This is a genomic window from Actinomadura sp. 3N508, assembly GCF_044326375.1.
Classification (GTDB): Bacteria; Actinomycetota; Actinomycetes; order Streptosporangiales; family Streptosporangiaceae; genus Spirillospora.
Genome location: NZ_JBIRAX010000002.1, coordinates 581,557 through 598,057 on the forward strand (window position 1 = coordinate 581,557; position 16,501 = coordinate 598,057).

The window sequence follows — 16,501 nt, forward strand, 5'->3', positions numbered from 1 at the left end:
GGATCGCGGCTAGCCCGACCCGGATCCGACCGGCACCCGAAACTCCCCCTAGCGGAAACCACCGAGGAGACCCATTGCAGATCACCGCCTCCACCGTCTCGCTCACCGTCGACGACGTCGCCGCCTCCCAGCGGTTCTTCACCACCCACCTGGGCTACACCGAGCAGGCCGCCGCCGAGGGCTTCGCCTCCCTGGCCCGCCAGGATGCGGCGGTAGACATCGTCCTGCTCGCCCGCGGCACCCAGGTCCTGCCGGCCGACCAGCGCGACCGGCACGCCTCCGGCCTGATTCTCGCCTTCACCACCACCGGCATCCAGGACGAGGAGAAGCGCCTGCACGCCGCGGGCGTGGACATCACCATGCCGCTGCGGGAGGAACCCTGGGGCGAACGCCTCTTCCAGGTCACTGACCCCAACGGCGTGATCGTCCAGTTCGTCGAGTGGGCCGAACCGGCCGCTCCCTGATCCCACGAGCGATCCCACGTCGCCGCCGTCACGCCCTACTCCCGCACAGAGGAGACATCCCATAGGACCTCCGCTACCCCCTGGCCGGCCTTGCTGCGCCCCGCCTCGCGCGGCGCGCACGGAAACGTCATCGAACGACATCGACCGGCCCGGCCGAGAACAGGGGAACAGCGCCATGCGTACCTCACAACTGATTCTTCGCGACATCACCAAGCGGTACGGCGACCACGTCGTACTCGACCGGGTGAGCCTCACCGTCAAGCCGGGCGAGAAGGTCGGTGTCATCGGCGACAACGGCTCTGGAAAGTCCACGCTGCTCCGACTCATCGCCCGGCAGGAGCGCTTCGAGAGCGGCGAGTTGACCGCGATCTGCGCCTGCGCGTGGGAGAACTCTCCAACGGACAGCGGCGCCGGATCGAGCTGGCCCGGCTGGTGAGCCACCCGGTGGACCTGCTGCTCCTCGACGAACCCACCAACCACCTCGCACCCGCCCTCATCGAGGAGCTGGAAGAAGCGCTGGCCGACTACCAGGGCGCCCTGGTAGTCGTCACCCACGACCGCCGGATGCGGTCCCGGTTCACCGGATCGCACCTCGAACTGCGCGACGGCCGCATCGCCACGCACCAAGCGGCGGCCTGACCCCCTGCTGCGGCCGGGCGCGGGGAGTCCCGCGCCCGGCCCACGCGGGCCCCCCGACCACCTGATCCGAACAAAGAGACTGAGAGGGGGCCGCGAGTTGGTCGCGGCTGAGGTCGGCCCCGCACACGCGGAGATGGTTCGCAGAAAGCCGGTAGTCACGGTCCTGCCGGAAGACCGGCACTCACTGGGATGGTGTGCAGAGACGACCACTCCGACCGATGCCTGGTGAGCTCCACACGGGGAAGATTCGAGCATTTAGAAAGCCGAGTCAACCGTGGGCTCCGCATCCAGAGGCATGCTTCTCAGGCTCCTCACGGCCCAGGACAAGGGAGCACGGGAACCACTTCCTGGGCGGGGGCTGCGTGCGTGAAGGCCGGTTCTGGCCCGGCCGTCTCGGGTCAGGCGTAGTGCATGGCGAGCCGCCGAATCGCCCGATATGGTTCACCCACGCTGGGACGGAAGGGCAGCAATGCGGGGGCTTGGGCCGGTTCGGTATGCGCTCCTCACCCTTCTCATATCCGTCTCCGTCTTCTTGACCGACGATCCCGCCGCGGCCGCCACCACGGACACTGCCGAGGACGCCCGCCTCGTCTACTGCCTCGACCCCACGCACCAGGTTGAGCTGGTCAACGCGGCGGTCACTCTGGGGGTCGGAGGACGAGCCACAGCTCGTACTCACGTCACGGTCGCGGGCAAGGCGATGTCCCTGGACACTTGGCGCAAGCAGAATCCCAAGGCCTTCGACCGGGTGTGCAACGCGCTGTACGAGGCGTCAGCGCGAGGCGGTTCGAGCGGAGGCGGCTCGGGCGGCCTGAGCGTGTCGGAACTGCTGAAAATCCTGCTCGCTGCCTTGGTGGGGGCGGGGCTCACCATGTTCGTGGGCGACTGGCGCAGCGCGCGCGACACCGGCATGCTCCGGGCCGACGGGCTGCGCCGCGCCGTACGCGAGTACAGCTCGGCGGCCTCCGAATACGCGCAGGCGTGGGCCGCGTACAGCGCCGGCCCGTTGCCTTCTGACGCGGCGGTCGCCAGGACCCGGGCCGAGCTGGACGCGCAGTTGCGCCGCTACGAGCTCTTGCGGAAGAAGTGGCGCGTCCCCACCAAGCTTCGCATCGAGCTGGCGACCGCTCCGCTGGGCGATGCGCTCAGCGGCGGGTGGGGCGGCACGTCGCCCGGCGACCGCGCGGCCCGTGGCCTGACCATCGACAGGGCGCTGGGCGTCCTGCGGGACGGCTGCGAGGAACTGGCCTTGGCGCTGGAGCGTCCAGGCCGTCCTCACTCCGAGATGAGGGCATGACGTGATCCTGAAGGAGCGAAGGTGATCCCGTTCCCCGAGCTTGGGCCGCTGTGCCCTTGGAAGTCCCCGGAGCATGGCGGCCACTATGCCGCCGTGGACCATGCTCAGCACGCTTTCGAGGAGTTCCAGCGGGGGCTTCCAGACTGCGGCCCACTTCTGGGGAGGGGACGGATGGTGCTGGTCTCGGGCGGTAGCAAGTGCGGTAAGACCTCGCTGATCCACCGGTGCGCGCACTGGCTGAAGGACCACCCGCCCGCCGGCCACCAGGTCGGGATCACCAATCTGACCCGGGACGACGCGAAGGGTGCATCGATCGATGTCCGCATGCGGGACGTCTGGAAGCGGCTCCTGCACGAGCTCAGGTTCTCCGGGATCTTCGAGAGGCATGAGCTCGATCTGCTGAGCGAGCAGATCGACGAGCCGCCCGTGCAGGCCTATGACACCCTCTCACGGCTGCTCAGGCCCAAGAGCTGGATCTTGGTCCTGCTGCTGCCGCAGTCGTCGGTGGCCGAGGAACTGGTCCGCTTCGGGCACCTGGCCGCCGAGCCCAACCTTCTGTTCTTCACCGAGACCTCGTACGAGGGCGTCGCCAGGGACGGGGTGCGGTTGTTGTCCCCGGATGCGCCGCCGCTCTGGCTCAGCGTCGGCACGCTGGACGTGGAGGACGGCTGGGCGTATCTGAGCCACTTCGTCGCGGACGGCTCCTCGCCCGCCGTCACCGAGGAGACCATGCGCAAGGTCGTCCAGGAGCGCAACCTGGGAGTTCAGCCGATGACGGTCACCGGGCTGCAGCGGTTGATGCGGGGCATGTGGCAGTACGCCGTCGAGCATGGCAAGACCGACCTGACCTTCGAGGACTTCATGACTTACGCGTACCGCACGGCGGAGTACTAGTGAACGCCGCGCGGAGCACGGGCAACCCGTTCCCGGCCGCCGCCGTCGCCCGGCGCTCGGCGCTGTCCGACGACCTCATCACCGTCCCGACCGCGGCCATCCAGCAGGCGCTGTCCTTCGCCGACGACTACCTCGCGGGCTGGAACGCCGGCGGCGGGGCAAAGGCCGCCTCGGGCAACGTGGTCGCCGTGGTCGGCGAGTACGGCATGGGCAAGACCCACCTGGCCTTGGAACTCCTGCGGCACATTTCGCGGGCCGCCGGCCAGGACGTCCGGCACCTCTATCTGGACGCGCCCGCCGACACCTTCCTGGCCCTCTACAAGCAACGCTTCATGGCCGAGCTGACCAAGGACGAACTGCGGCAGCGGGTCCAGGACTACTACGCGGACCTCGTCGCGGACTCGCTCTCCCAGTCGAAGCTGACCGACCACGCCGCGCAACGGCTGCGCGACCGCAAGGTCCAGGCCGAGGCGGTCATCGAACGCCTCGGCCTCATGGAGAGCGCGTTCGTCCAGACGCTTCGGGAACGGCTGGGGGCCATCACCGAGAACGAGGCGTTCGCCACGGCGCTCACGCTGTTCCTGCAGCCCGAGTTCGAGTACGCGGTCTGGGAGTGGCTGTGCGGTCACGTCCCCGATCAGGCACTGGTGGAGCGGGGGATCACCACGGCGATCGACACCGACACCGCCGCGCTGGAGGCCATCGGCGTGGTGGCCTTCCTGTACGGGCGGCAGAGCCGCCGGTTCGTGCTGGTGATCGACGAACTGGAGAAGGTGCTCTCCCCGCCGCACTCCCCCGGGACCGACACGGCGCGGGCGTTCAAGAAACTGCTGGAGGTGTTCGGCGCCGCGCGCGCGTTCCTGGTGCTGTGCGGGCTGCCCGACTTCCTGGAGGCCCTGCCGGAGGACGTGCGCCAGCGGGTCGGCTGCATCGTCCGCCCGTCGGCGCTCAGCCCCGCCGAGACGCGGCAGTACATCCTCGACAGCCAGGAACGCGCCGGTCACCCCCGCGAGCTCACCCCCTTCACCGACGCGACGATCGACTACCTGGTGACGCTGGCCAACGGGAACGCGCGCACGATCGTCAAGCTCTGCTACCACGGCTACCGCATGGCACTCGCGAAGGGCACCAACGTGACCCAGGCGATGATCCGGGAGGTCGCCCGGGAGCAGTTCCAGCTGGCCACCCGCGACGACGTTCGCTCCGAGATCGCCCGCGTCCTGGACCTCGGCGGCTGGCTGTTCCAGGCACAGGCCGCGCCGAAGGGCACCAAGGCAAGCGCCGACTTCTGGGTCGTCCACGGCGAGGACGGCGGCGGCTGCGCGGTGCTGATCGCCGACTCGGTCCTCGGCCAGAAGGACGGCTCGGCCCTGGCCAGGCAGGTCGAGAAGGTGAAGGACGGCCGCGAGGACCGCGCCGTCCTGCTGGTGGTCAACGGCTACCTCGCCGAGACCGCGATTCCCGTCCTTTCCGGCGCCGGGGACCGTCCGCCGCTGGTGCACAGCCAGCGCCGCTTCGCCGAGGACTTCGACGCCGCGATCAAGGGCGTCATGCAGCGGCTCGAGGCCGCCGACCGGGAGAGCGAGCTGAAGGTCCTGCGCCGGCAGATCGACCGGCAGGGCCGGCAGCAGTCGCAGATCCTCAGGGAGATCCAGTCGGTCGGGCAGGAGCGGGACGAGGTTCGCCGCGTCCTCGCCGACCTCGGCGACAGCCACCGCCAGGACACCGAGGCCCTCTCCGCGTCGCTGAACGAGCTCGCACGGCTGACCCAGCAGATTTCCGAGTCGGGCGTCGCGGGAGCACGAAATTCCTACGACTCCACGACGGGGCTGAACGAGCCGACGATCCACGGCGACGTTCATATGCATTTTCACGGGCCCGCCGAAAACTCACCGGAGCCCACAAAGCCCCGCGTCCTGCCAGAGCAGGTCGACGCACTGTTCACCGACGCCCTCGACCGGCTCGAGAAACTGACCCCGCAAACAGAGGTCATCGCGTCGATGTTCGGCGGCCAGGCCGACCGCTCCGCGCACCGGAGCATCACAGACGTCACATCGGACTTCCTGCTGGTGGTCGGCACCTGGACCGTGCTGCGGGAGACCATCGTGGCTTTCCGCGCCGCGATCGACGCCTGGTTCCGTTCCGACCCGAAACAGCCCGAGGAACTAAGGGACCTGTGCCGAAGCTACGACTCGGCCTTCAGCTTCCTGTCACCACGGGCGATCGAGGATCTATCGAGGTCGATGGGCCCCGACAACAGCGGCAACGTCCACCGCACCTTCGCGGACCTGGGCCTCCGCATCTTCGACGCCGCCCGCGACGCTCACATCTGACGAATAGGCGGACCCATGACCGGCCACCGCACAGGGCGCTGGTTCTCCGGTCGTCAGCAGGGGCCGTTGTCGGTCCAGACGTCCTGGGAGTTCTCGCCGGGGACGTCGCCCTGGGTCCACCATCTGGCGGTCCAGGTGCGGTCCTTGTACGACACTTGCTGACCACCGGTGTAGGCCACCGAAGACTCCCACTCGGGTACGGAGCACGTCCCCGGGGGGCCGTCGGTCTTCCACGGCACCTGGCTCGATCGGTAGAAGTCGATGCCCATGACCTGCCACCGCGGTCCCTGTGCGCCCAGCCGCTGCCGGAAGGCGCTCCAGTTGTGGGTGGACTGCGGCGACCAGCCGAGCTCGGCGATGGCCGGCAGGCGGGGGAAGGCCATGAACTCGATGTCGTCGATGTTCTGCAGCGTCTCCGACCACAGCGGCGCCTCGATGCCGAACAGCTGCGATTCGGTCACGCCGGACAGGTACGCACCGGGGTTCCACTCGTAGGCGGTCTGCACCTCGATGAAGCCGGCCCAGCTCAGCCCGAGTCGCGTGCTGGAGTTGTACTTCATGTCGAGGTAGGCCTTGTTGGCGGGTGACATGAGGATCTTGTTGCCGCGGCGAGCGGCCGCCTGGACGCCCGCGTGCGACGTCCCCGTCTGCCAGTACTGCGGCACGGCCGAGGTCGGCGGGGTGGCGTCGACGATGTCGTGCCAGCCCATCGCGGTCTTGCCCTGCTGCTGGACGAGCGGCAGCACCTTGTTGAGGAACGTGTTGTAGTCCTGCTGGGACGTGGAGTTGGCCTCGTCGCCGCCGATGTGGAGGTAGGGGCCGGGGGTGAGCGCCGCGACCTCGCGGATGACGTCGGCGACGAACTTGTAGGTGACGTCCTTGCTGATGCACAGCGAGCTGTAGCCGACCGCGATGTCGGTGCGGCGCGGCACCGCGACGCCGTTGCAGTTGAGCTCCGCGTACGAGGCCAGCGCCGCGTTGGTGTGGCCGGGCATGTCGATCTCGGGAACGACGGTGATGTGGCGGCTCTGCGCGTACGCGACGATGTCCCGGTACTGGTCCTGGGTGTAGTAACCGCCGGGGGTGCCGCCGACTTCGAGCTCGCCGCCGTACGTCGCGAGCCGGGGCCAGCTGTTGATCTGTATCCGCCAGCCCTGGTCGTCGGTCAGATGCAGGTGCAGGTGGTTGATCTTGTACAGGGAGATCTCGTCTATGTACCGCTTGACCTCGTCGACGGTGAAGAAATGGCGGGCGACGTCGAGGTGGGCGCCGCGATAGGCGAACCGCGGATGGTCGACGATGCGGCCACCGGGGATCTGCCAGGGACCCGGCTGCGTACTGGTGCTCTCGACCGCCGCCGGGAGAAGCTGCCGCAGCGTCTGCACGCCTGCGAACAGCCCGGCGGGCTGATTCGCCCGGATCACCACCGCGGACGCCTTGACCTCAAGCTGGTAGCCCTGGTTGCCCACGGTCGGGTCGGCGCCGGTGAGCAGCAACGATATGCCGTCGGCGGGCGTGGCGGGCGCGGTCTTGACCGGCAGCGGGTAGCCGGTCGAGCGGCGCAGGAGGGCGGCGAGATAGTCGCCCACCCCGGCCGAACCGGGCTGGACGTAGATCGACGTGTCGCTTGTGATCGTGTGGTCGGCGCCGGTGGCCGGCTCGGTCGTGACCGGCACCGGAACCACGTCCTGCATGCTCGCGACCTGGGCGGCGGCCGCCGGATGAACGCCCGCACTCACCACCGGCCCCGCACCGCCGACTGACAGCGCCAGCGCGGAGAGGATGACCATGAGCTGCTTGGAGCGCGATCGTGCGCGTGGAAGCCGGTCGGTGTTCATCGGAGCGGACCCTTCAGCGGCGGGTAATTGAAAGGTTTGTTGCCAGTTAGACCTCTCCCCGCCCCGCTGTCAAGGGCTCTCCGTGCCCGACCGACCCGCCACCCCGGTTCCAGGCGCCGACCAGCCGACCGGCCGCCGCGCCGACCACCGCCACAGCCGCGAGCCTCGGGTGCGGCCATCGAGGTGAAGGCGTTCGGGGACCTTGGGATGGTTGTCAAGATGTGTCGTTCATGGCGTCTTTTATGGACTTGATGGCGTCCTCTAGCGCTGCCACGAGTGCCGCGCGTTCGGTTTCATAGGTGCCGACAAGCCCGCCGGAGGCATGAAAAACTGCAGAATATTCCAGCCAGCACCGATAGACCGACCCTACTCCTTCGAGGGCCAGCAGACCGTAAAGAGTCTTGTCTTTGAAGGACTTCGGGGGGTCATGTTGCTCTGCCCAGATCGTGAACTCGGCCTGGAGGGCCACATGTCCCCCTACGAGCTTGATGATGTCGTTTCCTATGATCCCGCTGCCGAGCAAGATCACAGCAAGGTTGAGGTGCGGGGATCTAGCCGGGTACCGCAGTTCCTTCGGAGGTTCCCACGACGGCGGGAGTTCGCTCACCCATTTCCACTCGTCCGGAATCGAGGCCATCAGAGCCTCCTTCGCGGATAGGCTAAATTCGGCAACCTGCCCACAACGTTCTCCGTTCCCATGTGCGACGGTGGCCTTGACCGCGGTGATCTGGACGTGGGTGCCCGAGCTTGTCCGGAGCCACATGCCGGGTTTGAGCCGGCCGACTTGGGTCCATTGCTTCTGCTCGGGGGTTCAGAAGGGTGGTGTCAGCGGCAACGAGGATGCTGGGTTTGGTGCCCTGAGTGCTGTCGGTGTCAATAGTCAGTGATGAGGAGGGGCATGGCGAACTTTGAGCGGACTCAGGAGTTGATCGAATTCGGCATCTGAGAGGGGGCCACCCCGACCAAACCCGACCCACGCTTCAGTTTCTCTCAGCACCTCCACTGGAATTATGAAGGCTTCAAAGAAATACCGAATGAAGTGGAAGAATTTTGTGATATCGACTTGCCCAACCAGCCACGCAGCGATCCTGGTAGGAGAATCCCCTTGCAAAGCCATCCGCTGCATCTCAGCGATGATTGCCTCGTCGTTGTGCATGTCAGAAGAACACCATCATCGCGCTGGCATATTCCCCTGGTGGTCCCACCAGAGATTCGAATCGGACATTAGAGAATCCATGCCTCGCTGCCATCTTGCCCGTGAAAGTATTCAGTGCCGCTTCTTCCCCTTATGGCGCATTTCGCGGACAGACTCGACTAGCCCAGCCACGAGGTCGGGGCTGTCGATGTACTTAAGACCTGCTTCCCGGCCTCCTGCACAGTCAGGCCTTTCGATGCCGCCCAGCCACGCCGCTCGCCATGGCGGCGACCTCGGGCTCGACGTCCGACTCAAGGCGAGCAAGGGCCGGCATTGCCTCCTCGAACGCGCGATCCACCGCAGTTTCCCACTCGATCTTATCGGCGTAGTTGCCAACGTATTCAGGTTGAGCATTTCTGGCCGAACTTCGCCAGGCATGCGAAGAACGAGATATCTCAACCACGAGTTGCATCAATTCCTTCCTAATGACGGATTTATTGGTCGCGATGATGTCGATCAATATCGGCAGGGCGGCAGCGGTCCGCTGGTTGACCGCAACGCCTTGAGGGCAGATCTTCATGCGGAGGTGAAACAGTGCGTCGAGAGCTGCTTCCGCTTCGCCGCATTTAATCTCCTGAAGCAGGTCCGGTAGTTCACGGCTTTCCGGCAATGGAACCTCGCGTCGTCATCTTGACTTATCCGAATATCGTCGAAATTCCCAGTCTGGGAAGGAGTGCCTCACAGGCTTCAGGACACGGCGCGATAGGGGTGAGATGGTGGGGCGTGCCAGGCGCGAAATGCACCGACTCCATCACCGCATCATCCATGGGATCCCAAGCTTCGAACGCGTCGCTGATACAACCGATTTCAGCGCACCCCATGTGGTGTCCCCCGGCCGCATCGATTGCCTGGCGAGCGTCCCAGTCGACGTCCCCGACTTCACTTCGATTCATGTTGTGCCCGAAATAGCCGCGAGGGTTCAGCCGAGTGGTCAGACGTGAGACTACGTGGATGCCCTCATCCTCAGGCAACCCAGCTGCATATTCCGCCAACTCGGGTGAACAGTTGTGTGTGAGAACCGGAGTGGTGCCCGCGAGTACATAGTAGGTGTGGTCGGTGTCGACGGTGAGGTTGTGGACACGCTGCACGGACCTCGTCCACGCCTGGGTCTCCGTGACCTGAACAGATGTGCCAGCGCTGGTGCGGAGCACCATGCCGGGCCGGAGTTCGCCCGCGTCGATCCACTTGCCCGCCGCGGGTACCCAGAAGGGGTGGCCGTCGGTGGCGGTCAGTACGCCGGTCTTGTGTCCCTTCTTGCCGTCGCTGTCGACGGTGAGCCGGACCATGCGTTTGGAGCCGGTGCCGGTGATGGTGGCGACGACCGGGCGGGACGTAATCCTTCCGGTGGCGGGGTCGGTGGCCTGGACCCTGTCGCCGACCTTGACGTCCTTGATGGGTTTGCGCGTCCCGTCGGCCATGAGGACCGAGGCGCTCGGGACGAAGCTGTTACATGGGGGGTTTCCGCCACCGCTCGCTACAGGTTTGCTCGCTGCGGCCTTACCGGGGTTCTTGGCCGCCGGGGGCGCGGTTTTCGCCGCGGGGTTGCCGGCCGTGCCCGCGCCGCCGCCCTTCGGCCTGCCGCGAAGCTTGTCGAGAACCTTGGGAGCGACTCTCTTGACCAGGGGGCCGACGACTTTGGCGACCTTGAGGCCCGTCACCGTCATGCCGACTTCTAATGCCGCACCGGTCAGGGCCGCTTTGAAGCCGCCCAGAAGGGATTGTTGGTCGGCTGGTGTGTTCTGGTGGTAGCTGACGGCGCCGTAGACCCATCCGGCGATGGCGGCGCAGCCGACGACCGCGGTGCCGCCCGTCGCGGCGGCGCATGCCACGCCCGCCGCGATTCCGGCGATGGTCGCCCGGTGTTTCTTGACGAAGCCGCCGACTTTGCCGACTTTGCATTTCCAGCCGCACGGCTTCTTGACCGGTACGGGGTCTCCGCCAACGGTGCCCCTGCACCCGACCCAGCAACCACCGCCTCCCGGCAGCGAAGGCTGCCGGATGTGGGAGCGTCCGCCTCCGCCACGCCGGAACGCGTTGCTGTGCTGGTGCGCGTTGTCCCAGCGTTCGGCGTTTCCGTGGTTGCCATGGCTGCTGCCGCCTGGACGGAATCCGCCGTCGCGGTATTGGCCGGTGGGGTCGGCGTGGTCGATGGGGTTGTTGCCGGCGTAGGAGTAGCCGTTGGCGGTGAGGGGGTCTCCGCCGCCGGTGACGGGGTCGGTGCTGAGGAAGCGTCCGGTGCCGGGGTCGTATTCGCGGGCGCCGAGGTGGGTGAGGCCGGTGCTGGTGTCCTTGGTGCCGCCGACGTAGCCCTTGTCGAGAATGGCGGGCCAGACGCCAAGGGGGCTGCTGCGTTCGGTGCCGAAGGGCGCGAACCGGCGGCGGCTCCAGGTGTTCTGGTCGACGGCGTTGACGGTGGTGTCGGTGCTGCCCTGGTAGTCGGGGATGAGGAACTGGATGGTGGAGCTTGAGGTCCCGGTTCGGTAGGCGACGGTCTGCCCGGCGTGGCTGTAGTAGCGGATCGCGCTGACGGTTCCGGTGGTGGAGACCTTCACCTCTTGGCTGGGCAGGTAGAGGGTCTTGCCGTTGGGGTCCTTGCGGATCAGACGGTTCCCGGAGGCGTCGTAAATGAAGCCGGCCAGTTCCTTGTTGTTGTCGTCGGTGACTTTGACAAGGTGGCCTTCGGCGTCCCAGTGGAGTTTCTGGCCGGGACGGGCGGTGGTGTTGCCGGCCTGGTCGTAGGTGTACAGGTCGGTGACGCTGTTGCCGCCTTGCGTTTGGGTGAGCGACTTCAGCGCGTGCGGGCTGTCGGTGCCGCTGTTTCCGAGCGGGGCGGGGTAGTCGTAGGTGCGGGTCTTGTCGGTGGCGGGTCCGCCGGTAAAGGCGTGCTGGATCTCCTTGGTGCGGTTGCCGACCTTGTCGCCGTAGTTGCCGGACGCGTCGTACTGGTAGCTGGTCCAGTAGGGGGCGGGCCCGCCGATGGTGGCGGCGGTGGGCGCGGCCGAGCAGTCGGTGCTGGTGGTGGACCAGGCCTCGGTCAGGCGTTGGGCGTAGTCGTAGGTGAAGCACTGCCGGTCGGCGGGCTGGTCGGGGGTGTTGGTCAGGATGGATCTGATCGAGCCGGCGTCGGTGTAGTCGTACTTGGTTTCCTGGTCGTAGGCGGCGGGTGAGGACTGCCGCTTGACGGTGGTGCGGGTGAGCCGGTTGGTGGCGGGGTCGCGGTCGAAGGTCTGCCAGATGAACTTGTCCGACACCGACGCCATGGCCAGCTGGGTGATCTCGCCGTGCCCGTCGTAGACGGTGTCGGCCACGTAGGCGGCCAGCCCGTGCGTCCAATCGGGCAGGCCGTCCCCGTTGTACTCGGTGGTGACGTCCTCGGCGGGCAGTCCGGTGGCGCCGCCGACCGCGGGATAGGACGTGGTTAGCGGGGAGCCGTTGAAGTTGTAGGACTGCGTGGTGGTGTAGGTCCCGGCGAGCGCGCCCTCGGACGCCGGGATCGTGACGGTCGTCCCCTTGGCCTGATAGAGCGCGTCATATCCGGTGACGGCGGTGGTGTACTCGTCGGTGCCGACGTGGCGGGTGGCGGTGGCGGGCAGGCCCTTGGCATACGGGACGGTGTCGTAGGTCATGGAGGTCAGCGGCGTGGTGCCGTTCTTGGCCTCCAGCGGGCGGCCGAGCCGGTCGTAGCTGAGGCTCAGCGTCGTGCCGCGGGCGTCGGTGCTGGTGCTGACCTGGTCGAAGAAGTCGTAGGTGAGGGACGAGGTGCCCTTGTCCGGGGTGGTGCTGGTGGCCGGACGGCCCTGGACGTCGTAGGTGGTCTTCCAGACGTTGCCCGCGGCGTCGCGGGCCTCGGCGGGACGGCCCGCGCCGTCGTAGGAGATCTTGGTCGCCAGGTAGGCGCCGTTCAGGTCGGTGGTCTTGTACTGGCGGTTCTCCACCGTCCGGCCGAGAGCGTCGGTGAGGGTCGCCGTGGGCATCGCCCCCGAGGGCGGGATGACGGTGGTGCGCTCGCCCTCGTACTTGTTGGTGGTGGTCCACTTCTTGGTGGAGTGGCTGTAGAGCGTGGTGGCCAGGATCCGTTCGGCGCCGTCGTAGGTGCTGAGGGTCTGGCTCGGGACCTGGTTGTCGTCGGCGCTGGTCAGGACGCCGGACGGGTCGCCGGTGAGCAGGTAGGCGGCGTTGGTCTTGAAGACCAGGCCGCGGCTGTCGTACTTGGTGTCGGTGACCATCCGGCCGCCGCCCGCGGCCTCGTTCTGGGACTGGCGGGGCCGCAGCAGGCCGTCGAACAGGTCGACGGAGGTCTCGTAGGTGACCGGGTCGGTCTTGGTGAGCGTCTTGGTGGTGATCGAGACGGGGTTGCCGTCGCTGGGGAAGGCGTAGGCGTAGGTGGTGGAGGGCCGGTCCGGGTTGGTCCGGCGGGTGTTGTTGGGCAGCCAGGCTCGGACGAGGCGTCCGAGCCCGTCGTATTCGCCCTCACCGACTCGTCCGTTCGGGTCGGTGATCTTGGTGGGGGTGCCGCGGGCGGGGTTGTACTCGGTGGTGGTGGTGAAACCGGCCGGGGCGGCGCCGCCGACGCTGACCGGCGGCGTGGTCACGGTGCTGGATTTCAGCCAGCCCTCGGGGGCGCTGGTGTAGGTGGAGGTGGTGGTGCGGTCGTCGGCGGGGGTGGCGGGGTCGCCGACCCTGGTGGTCTCCAGCACGCGGCCGTAGCCGTCATAGGTGGTGGTGGCGGCGGGCGCCATGACCGAGCGGCCACCGGAGACGCCGGTGACCTTCTCCGTGCGGGTGGCGTTGCCGACGGTCGGGTACGCGCCGTAGGCCTTGCCGTCGTACATGATCTTCGCGTCGGAGATCATGTCGGCGGCGACCAGGTTGGGTTCGTGGCTGGCGTCGTCGTCGCAGTCGACCGCCACCGCCAGGGTGCGGATCGGCAGGGTCTGGATCGCGCCGGCGGGGGCGGTGCCGCTGGGGAAGACCGTGCGGGTGCAGGTGTCGTCGTGGGCGGTGGTGACGTCGCCCTCGTCGTCGACGGCGACGATCCGGCCCAGGGAGTCGTAGGCGTTGGTGATCTGGGTGACGAAGTCGGTGCCGTCGGCCTTGCGGGAACGGCTCTTGGTCCACGCCGCCTGGACGCGTCCGCCGTCGACGGTGATGTCGTCGTCGGAGTTGGTGTCGCGGAAGGTGCGGCTGACGGTCCTGTCCCATTTGGGCCGCGCCACGGTCGCGCCGATTTCGGCGGCGTCGGTGAACGCCCCGTTGAAGGTGCGGGTCTCCAGGACGGTGCCGGCGAGCGGGTCGATGTCGTCGATTCCGCCGAGCAGGTTCTTGGAGTCGGTTACCGTGACGCTCTGGCGGGAGTTGCCCTTGCCCTGGTAGTTGCCGTCCATTCCGCGGGCGTAGGTGGTCTCGGTACGCGACTGCTGTTCGCCGTTCTGCCCGTCGCCCACGACGGTGTGGACCTTGGCGTAGCCGCGCCACTGCGACCAGGTACGCCATTTGTCCTTGGTCATCCCGTCGTCCTCGGTGTACCGCCAGGCGGCGCCGCCGAGATAGGAGTATTTCGTGATCTGGGATCTGGATTGGCCGGTGTTGTCGGCCTCGATGATGTAGTCGGCGACGTACTTGTGGTACCAGTCGTTGATCAGTTTCCCGTCGGGCTGTTCCCATTTCACCGGGAAACAGCGTCTGGTGTTGTTCTTCGGGTCGGGCATTCCACCGGCCGAATAGACGCACTCCCCCGCCGGAGTGGGCGCGGCGTAGGGGTCGGAATAGGCGACGGTGGTGGTCGCGCCCGTGCCGTTGTCGATGCCCACCAGGCGGGGCCGGTCGTAGCCGGGCAGGGCGTCGACGCCGGTGCCGGACCGTCCGGTGATCACACGGTTGGTCATGAGCTGGCCGAACAGCGTGATGCGCGGGGCCTTGGTGTCGGGGCCGTCCCGTCCGGTCTGGTCGATGGTGTGCAGCCAGAGCGCACGGTTCTGGTAGGTCTGGCCCAGATCCCACGTGTCGACGACCTTGTAGCCGGGGTCCTCGGTCCCGGTCACCTTGTCGTCGCGGAGCTTGGCGGTGACCTTCGTGAGCCGTTTGCGGTCGAAGAACGTCGGCGATGTCTTGGCGTATCCGCAGGTCTCGTCGGCGTCGCAGATCCGGTCGTCGGGAATGTCGGTGCGAGAGGAGACGGAGAAACGGACGCGGGCGGTGGCCTTGGCGCCGTAGGTGGAGCCCTTGCGCTGGCCGTAGTCGATGTGGTCCAGGTACCCGCCGGAGTTGTACCGGGTGCCGTCGCTGGTCTGCAGATAGCGGGTGTAGTGGTTGGTCTCTTTCTTGTAGAAGTAGGTGATGGTGCTGTTGTGCGGGTCGACGACGTGGTCGAGGTTCCACCGCCACGCCTTCTGGCACCAGGCGTCCTTGAAATTGCTGTCGTAGCAGGGTTCGCCGTCGTTGTCACCGTAGACCGGGACGGTCCAGGCGGAATTGGTCTCGGTGTTGCCGTTCTTCCAATCGTCCGGACGGTTCACGCCGAAGTAGTACTCGACGCCGTCCATGTCGGTCAGCTTCCAGTACTCGCCGTCGTGGTCGCCGTTGGTGGCGCCGGTCAGCCGCTCGATGGTGGAGCCGTCGTCGATACGGGGACGCCAGGTCTTGGCCGCGGTGTCGTACAGCAGTTCGGTGGAGCGGCCGTTGAGCGACAGAACGGCATTGTGACGGCCCCAGCAGAAGTCACCGGAGGCGTGGCCGGCGTCGATGCACGGCTTGTACTTGCGTTCGATGAACCCGGGCCAGTAGTCGAAGCCGTCGCCGATCCAGGACGCCTGGGAATTGTCGGCGGCGGTCTTGCCGTCCACCGCGCCGGAGCTGTAGGCGATGGTGACCTCGGGCACCAGCTCGCCGGGGACCGGCGGCAGCCGCACCGGGTAGTTCCAGGAGAACTCGCCGGTGTTGGTGCCCGCGTTCCAGTTGGACGCCGGGGACAGGCTGGTCGCGCCCCAGTCGCCCGACGGCCCGGACGGCCCGGATTCGACGGCCAGCACCGTCGCCGCCGCCGCGGTGGAGGGGACGGACACGTCGGACGACAATGTCGCGGTCTTGGCGTCGTTCACGGTCGGCAGCACGGTGCGCTTCAGGCATCGCGCCTGCTCGGGCGTGGTCAGGGCGCACGCGGGCAGCTGCACCAGGCGGAGCCGGGACGCCCAGTCACCGCCGTGGGCGTTCTTGAACGTCGCGTAGCTGAGCCCGACCTTGACGCTGCCGGCCTGTGATCCCGACACGGCCGCGATCACTTCGCTGTGCGCCTTTTCGGCCGCCTTGCGGTCGGCCAAGCTCACCTGGACTCGCGGTGGGATTCCTGACGCGGCCGCGCGCTCTCCCTTGCGAGCGGTGGGGGCGCCGACCCAAACGGGCAGCTTGCCGGCCCGCACCCAATCCCCGGAGCTCCGGGGAACGGGGCCCCGCGCGCCGGAGTCCCGTCCCCCGGAGTTCCGTCCGCCGGGGCTCCGTTCGCCGGGAGCCCGGCCGTCCCTGGTGGTCAGCGCGGACAGATCGGCGGTGCCCTGGCCCTGCTCCGGCCAGACCGGCGCGACGCGCGGGTCGGTGATCGGCGACCCCGGCGTACCGGGAAGCTCGGCGGGCCGGGCCTTGACCGGCTCGCCCTTGACGCGAGGCGTCTTCTGGGTGTCCGGACGGCGACCGGCGCCGTCCTCCGACAGGGTGGGCCGCGCCGCGGCGGCCGCCTCGCCCGCCATCCCGGCCAGCAGCACCGTGGCGAGCACGACCGCCACCGCGGTGATCAGGCCGTTCGCCCGGCCGAGGGCGCGTGTCACACCGCTCATCGACGCCTCGCTTCC

Annotated in this window: 9 protein-coding genes and 1 pseudogene; 5 read left to right on the forward strand and 5 right to left on the reverse strand. The window is 67.6% G+C overall.

The features are described from left to right. Nucleotides 1-74: 74 nt before the first annotated feature. The 5 genes and pseudogenes from ACH34S_RS09010 to ACH34S_RS09030 all read left to right on the forward strand — a co-directional run bounded on the left by ACH34S_RS09010 (nt 75) and on the right by ACH34S_RS09030 (nt 5,627). Nucleotides 75-464, forward strand: a complete 390-nt coding sequence (locus ACH34S_RS09010) for a VOC family protein (protein ID WP_395952014.1) — start codon at nt 75-77, stop codon at nt 462-464. 247 nt (nt 465-711) lie between these two features. Further along, nucleotides 712-1,103 (forward strand): annotated as a pseudogene (locus tag ACH34S_RS09015) (ATP-binding cassette domain-containing protein); the annotation flags it as partial. Between the two features lie 532 nt (nt 1,104-1,635). After that, nucleotides 1,636-2,400, forward strand: a complete 765-nt coding sequence (locus ACH34S_RS09020; protein WP_395952015.1) for a hypothetical protein — start codon at nt 1,636-1,638, stop codon at nt 2,398-2,400. Nucleotides 2,401-2,571: 171 nt separating this feature from the next. Continuing rightward, a complete protein-coding gene (locus ACH34S_RS09025) occupies nt 2,572-3,294 on the forward strand; it encodes a hypothetical protein (protein ID WP_395952016.1) in 723 nt (240 codons plus the stop codon). After that, on the forward strand, nt 3,294-5,627 hold the full coding sequence (locus ACH34S_RS09030) for a hypothetical protein (RefSeq protein ID WP_395952017.1): 2,334 nt from the start codon (nt 3,294-3,296) through the stop codon (nt 5,625-5,627). The genes ACH34S_RS09025 and ACH34S_RS09030 overlap by 1 nt, the downstream gene beginning before the upstream one ends. A 53-nt stretch (nt 5,628-5,680) precedes the next feature. Here the strand turns inward: ACH34S_RS09030 and ACH34S_RS09035 are convergent, their stop codons facing one another. From ACH34S_RS09035 to ACH34S_RS09055, 5 genes are all read right to left on the reverse strand, one after another. Then, entirely contained in the window at nt 5,681-7,465 is a 1,785-nt protein-coding gene (locus tag ACH34S_RS09035) for a family 20 glycosylhydrolase (RefSeq protein ID WP_395952018.1), read from the reverse strand. A gap of 214 nt (nt 7,466-7,679) precedes the next feature. After that, nucleotides 7,680-8,102 (reverse strand): hypothetical protein, encoded by a 423-nt coding sequence (locus ACH34S_RS09040; RefSeq protein WP_395952019.1) that lies wholly within the window; start codon nt 8,100-8,102, stop codon nt 7,680-7,682. A 243-nt stretch (nt 8,103-8,345) separates the two neighbouring features. Then, on the reverse strand, nt 8,346-8,621 hold the full coding sequence (locus ACH34S_RS09045) for a hypothetical protein (RefSeq protein WP_395952020.1): 276 nt from the start codon (nt 8,619-8,621) through the stop codon (nt 8,346-8,348). Between the two features lie 223 nt (nt 8,622-8,844). After that, entirely contained in the window at nt 8,845-9,270 is a 426-nt protein-coding gene (locus ACH34S_RS09050; protein ID WP_395952021.1) for a hypothetical protein, read from the reverse strand. A 25-nt stretch (nt 9,271-9,295) separates the two neighbouring features. Next, nucleotides 9,296-16,486, reverse strand: coding sequence for an RHS repeat-associated core domain-containing protein (locus ACH34S_RS09055; RefSeq protein WP_395952022.1), 7,191 nt, complete (start codon nt 16,484-16,486; stop codon nt 9,296-9,298). Nucleotides 16,487-16,501 lie beyond the last annotated feature (15 nt).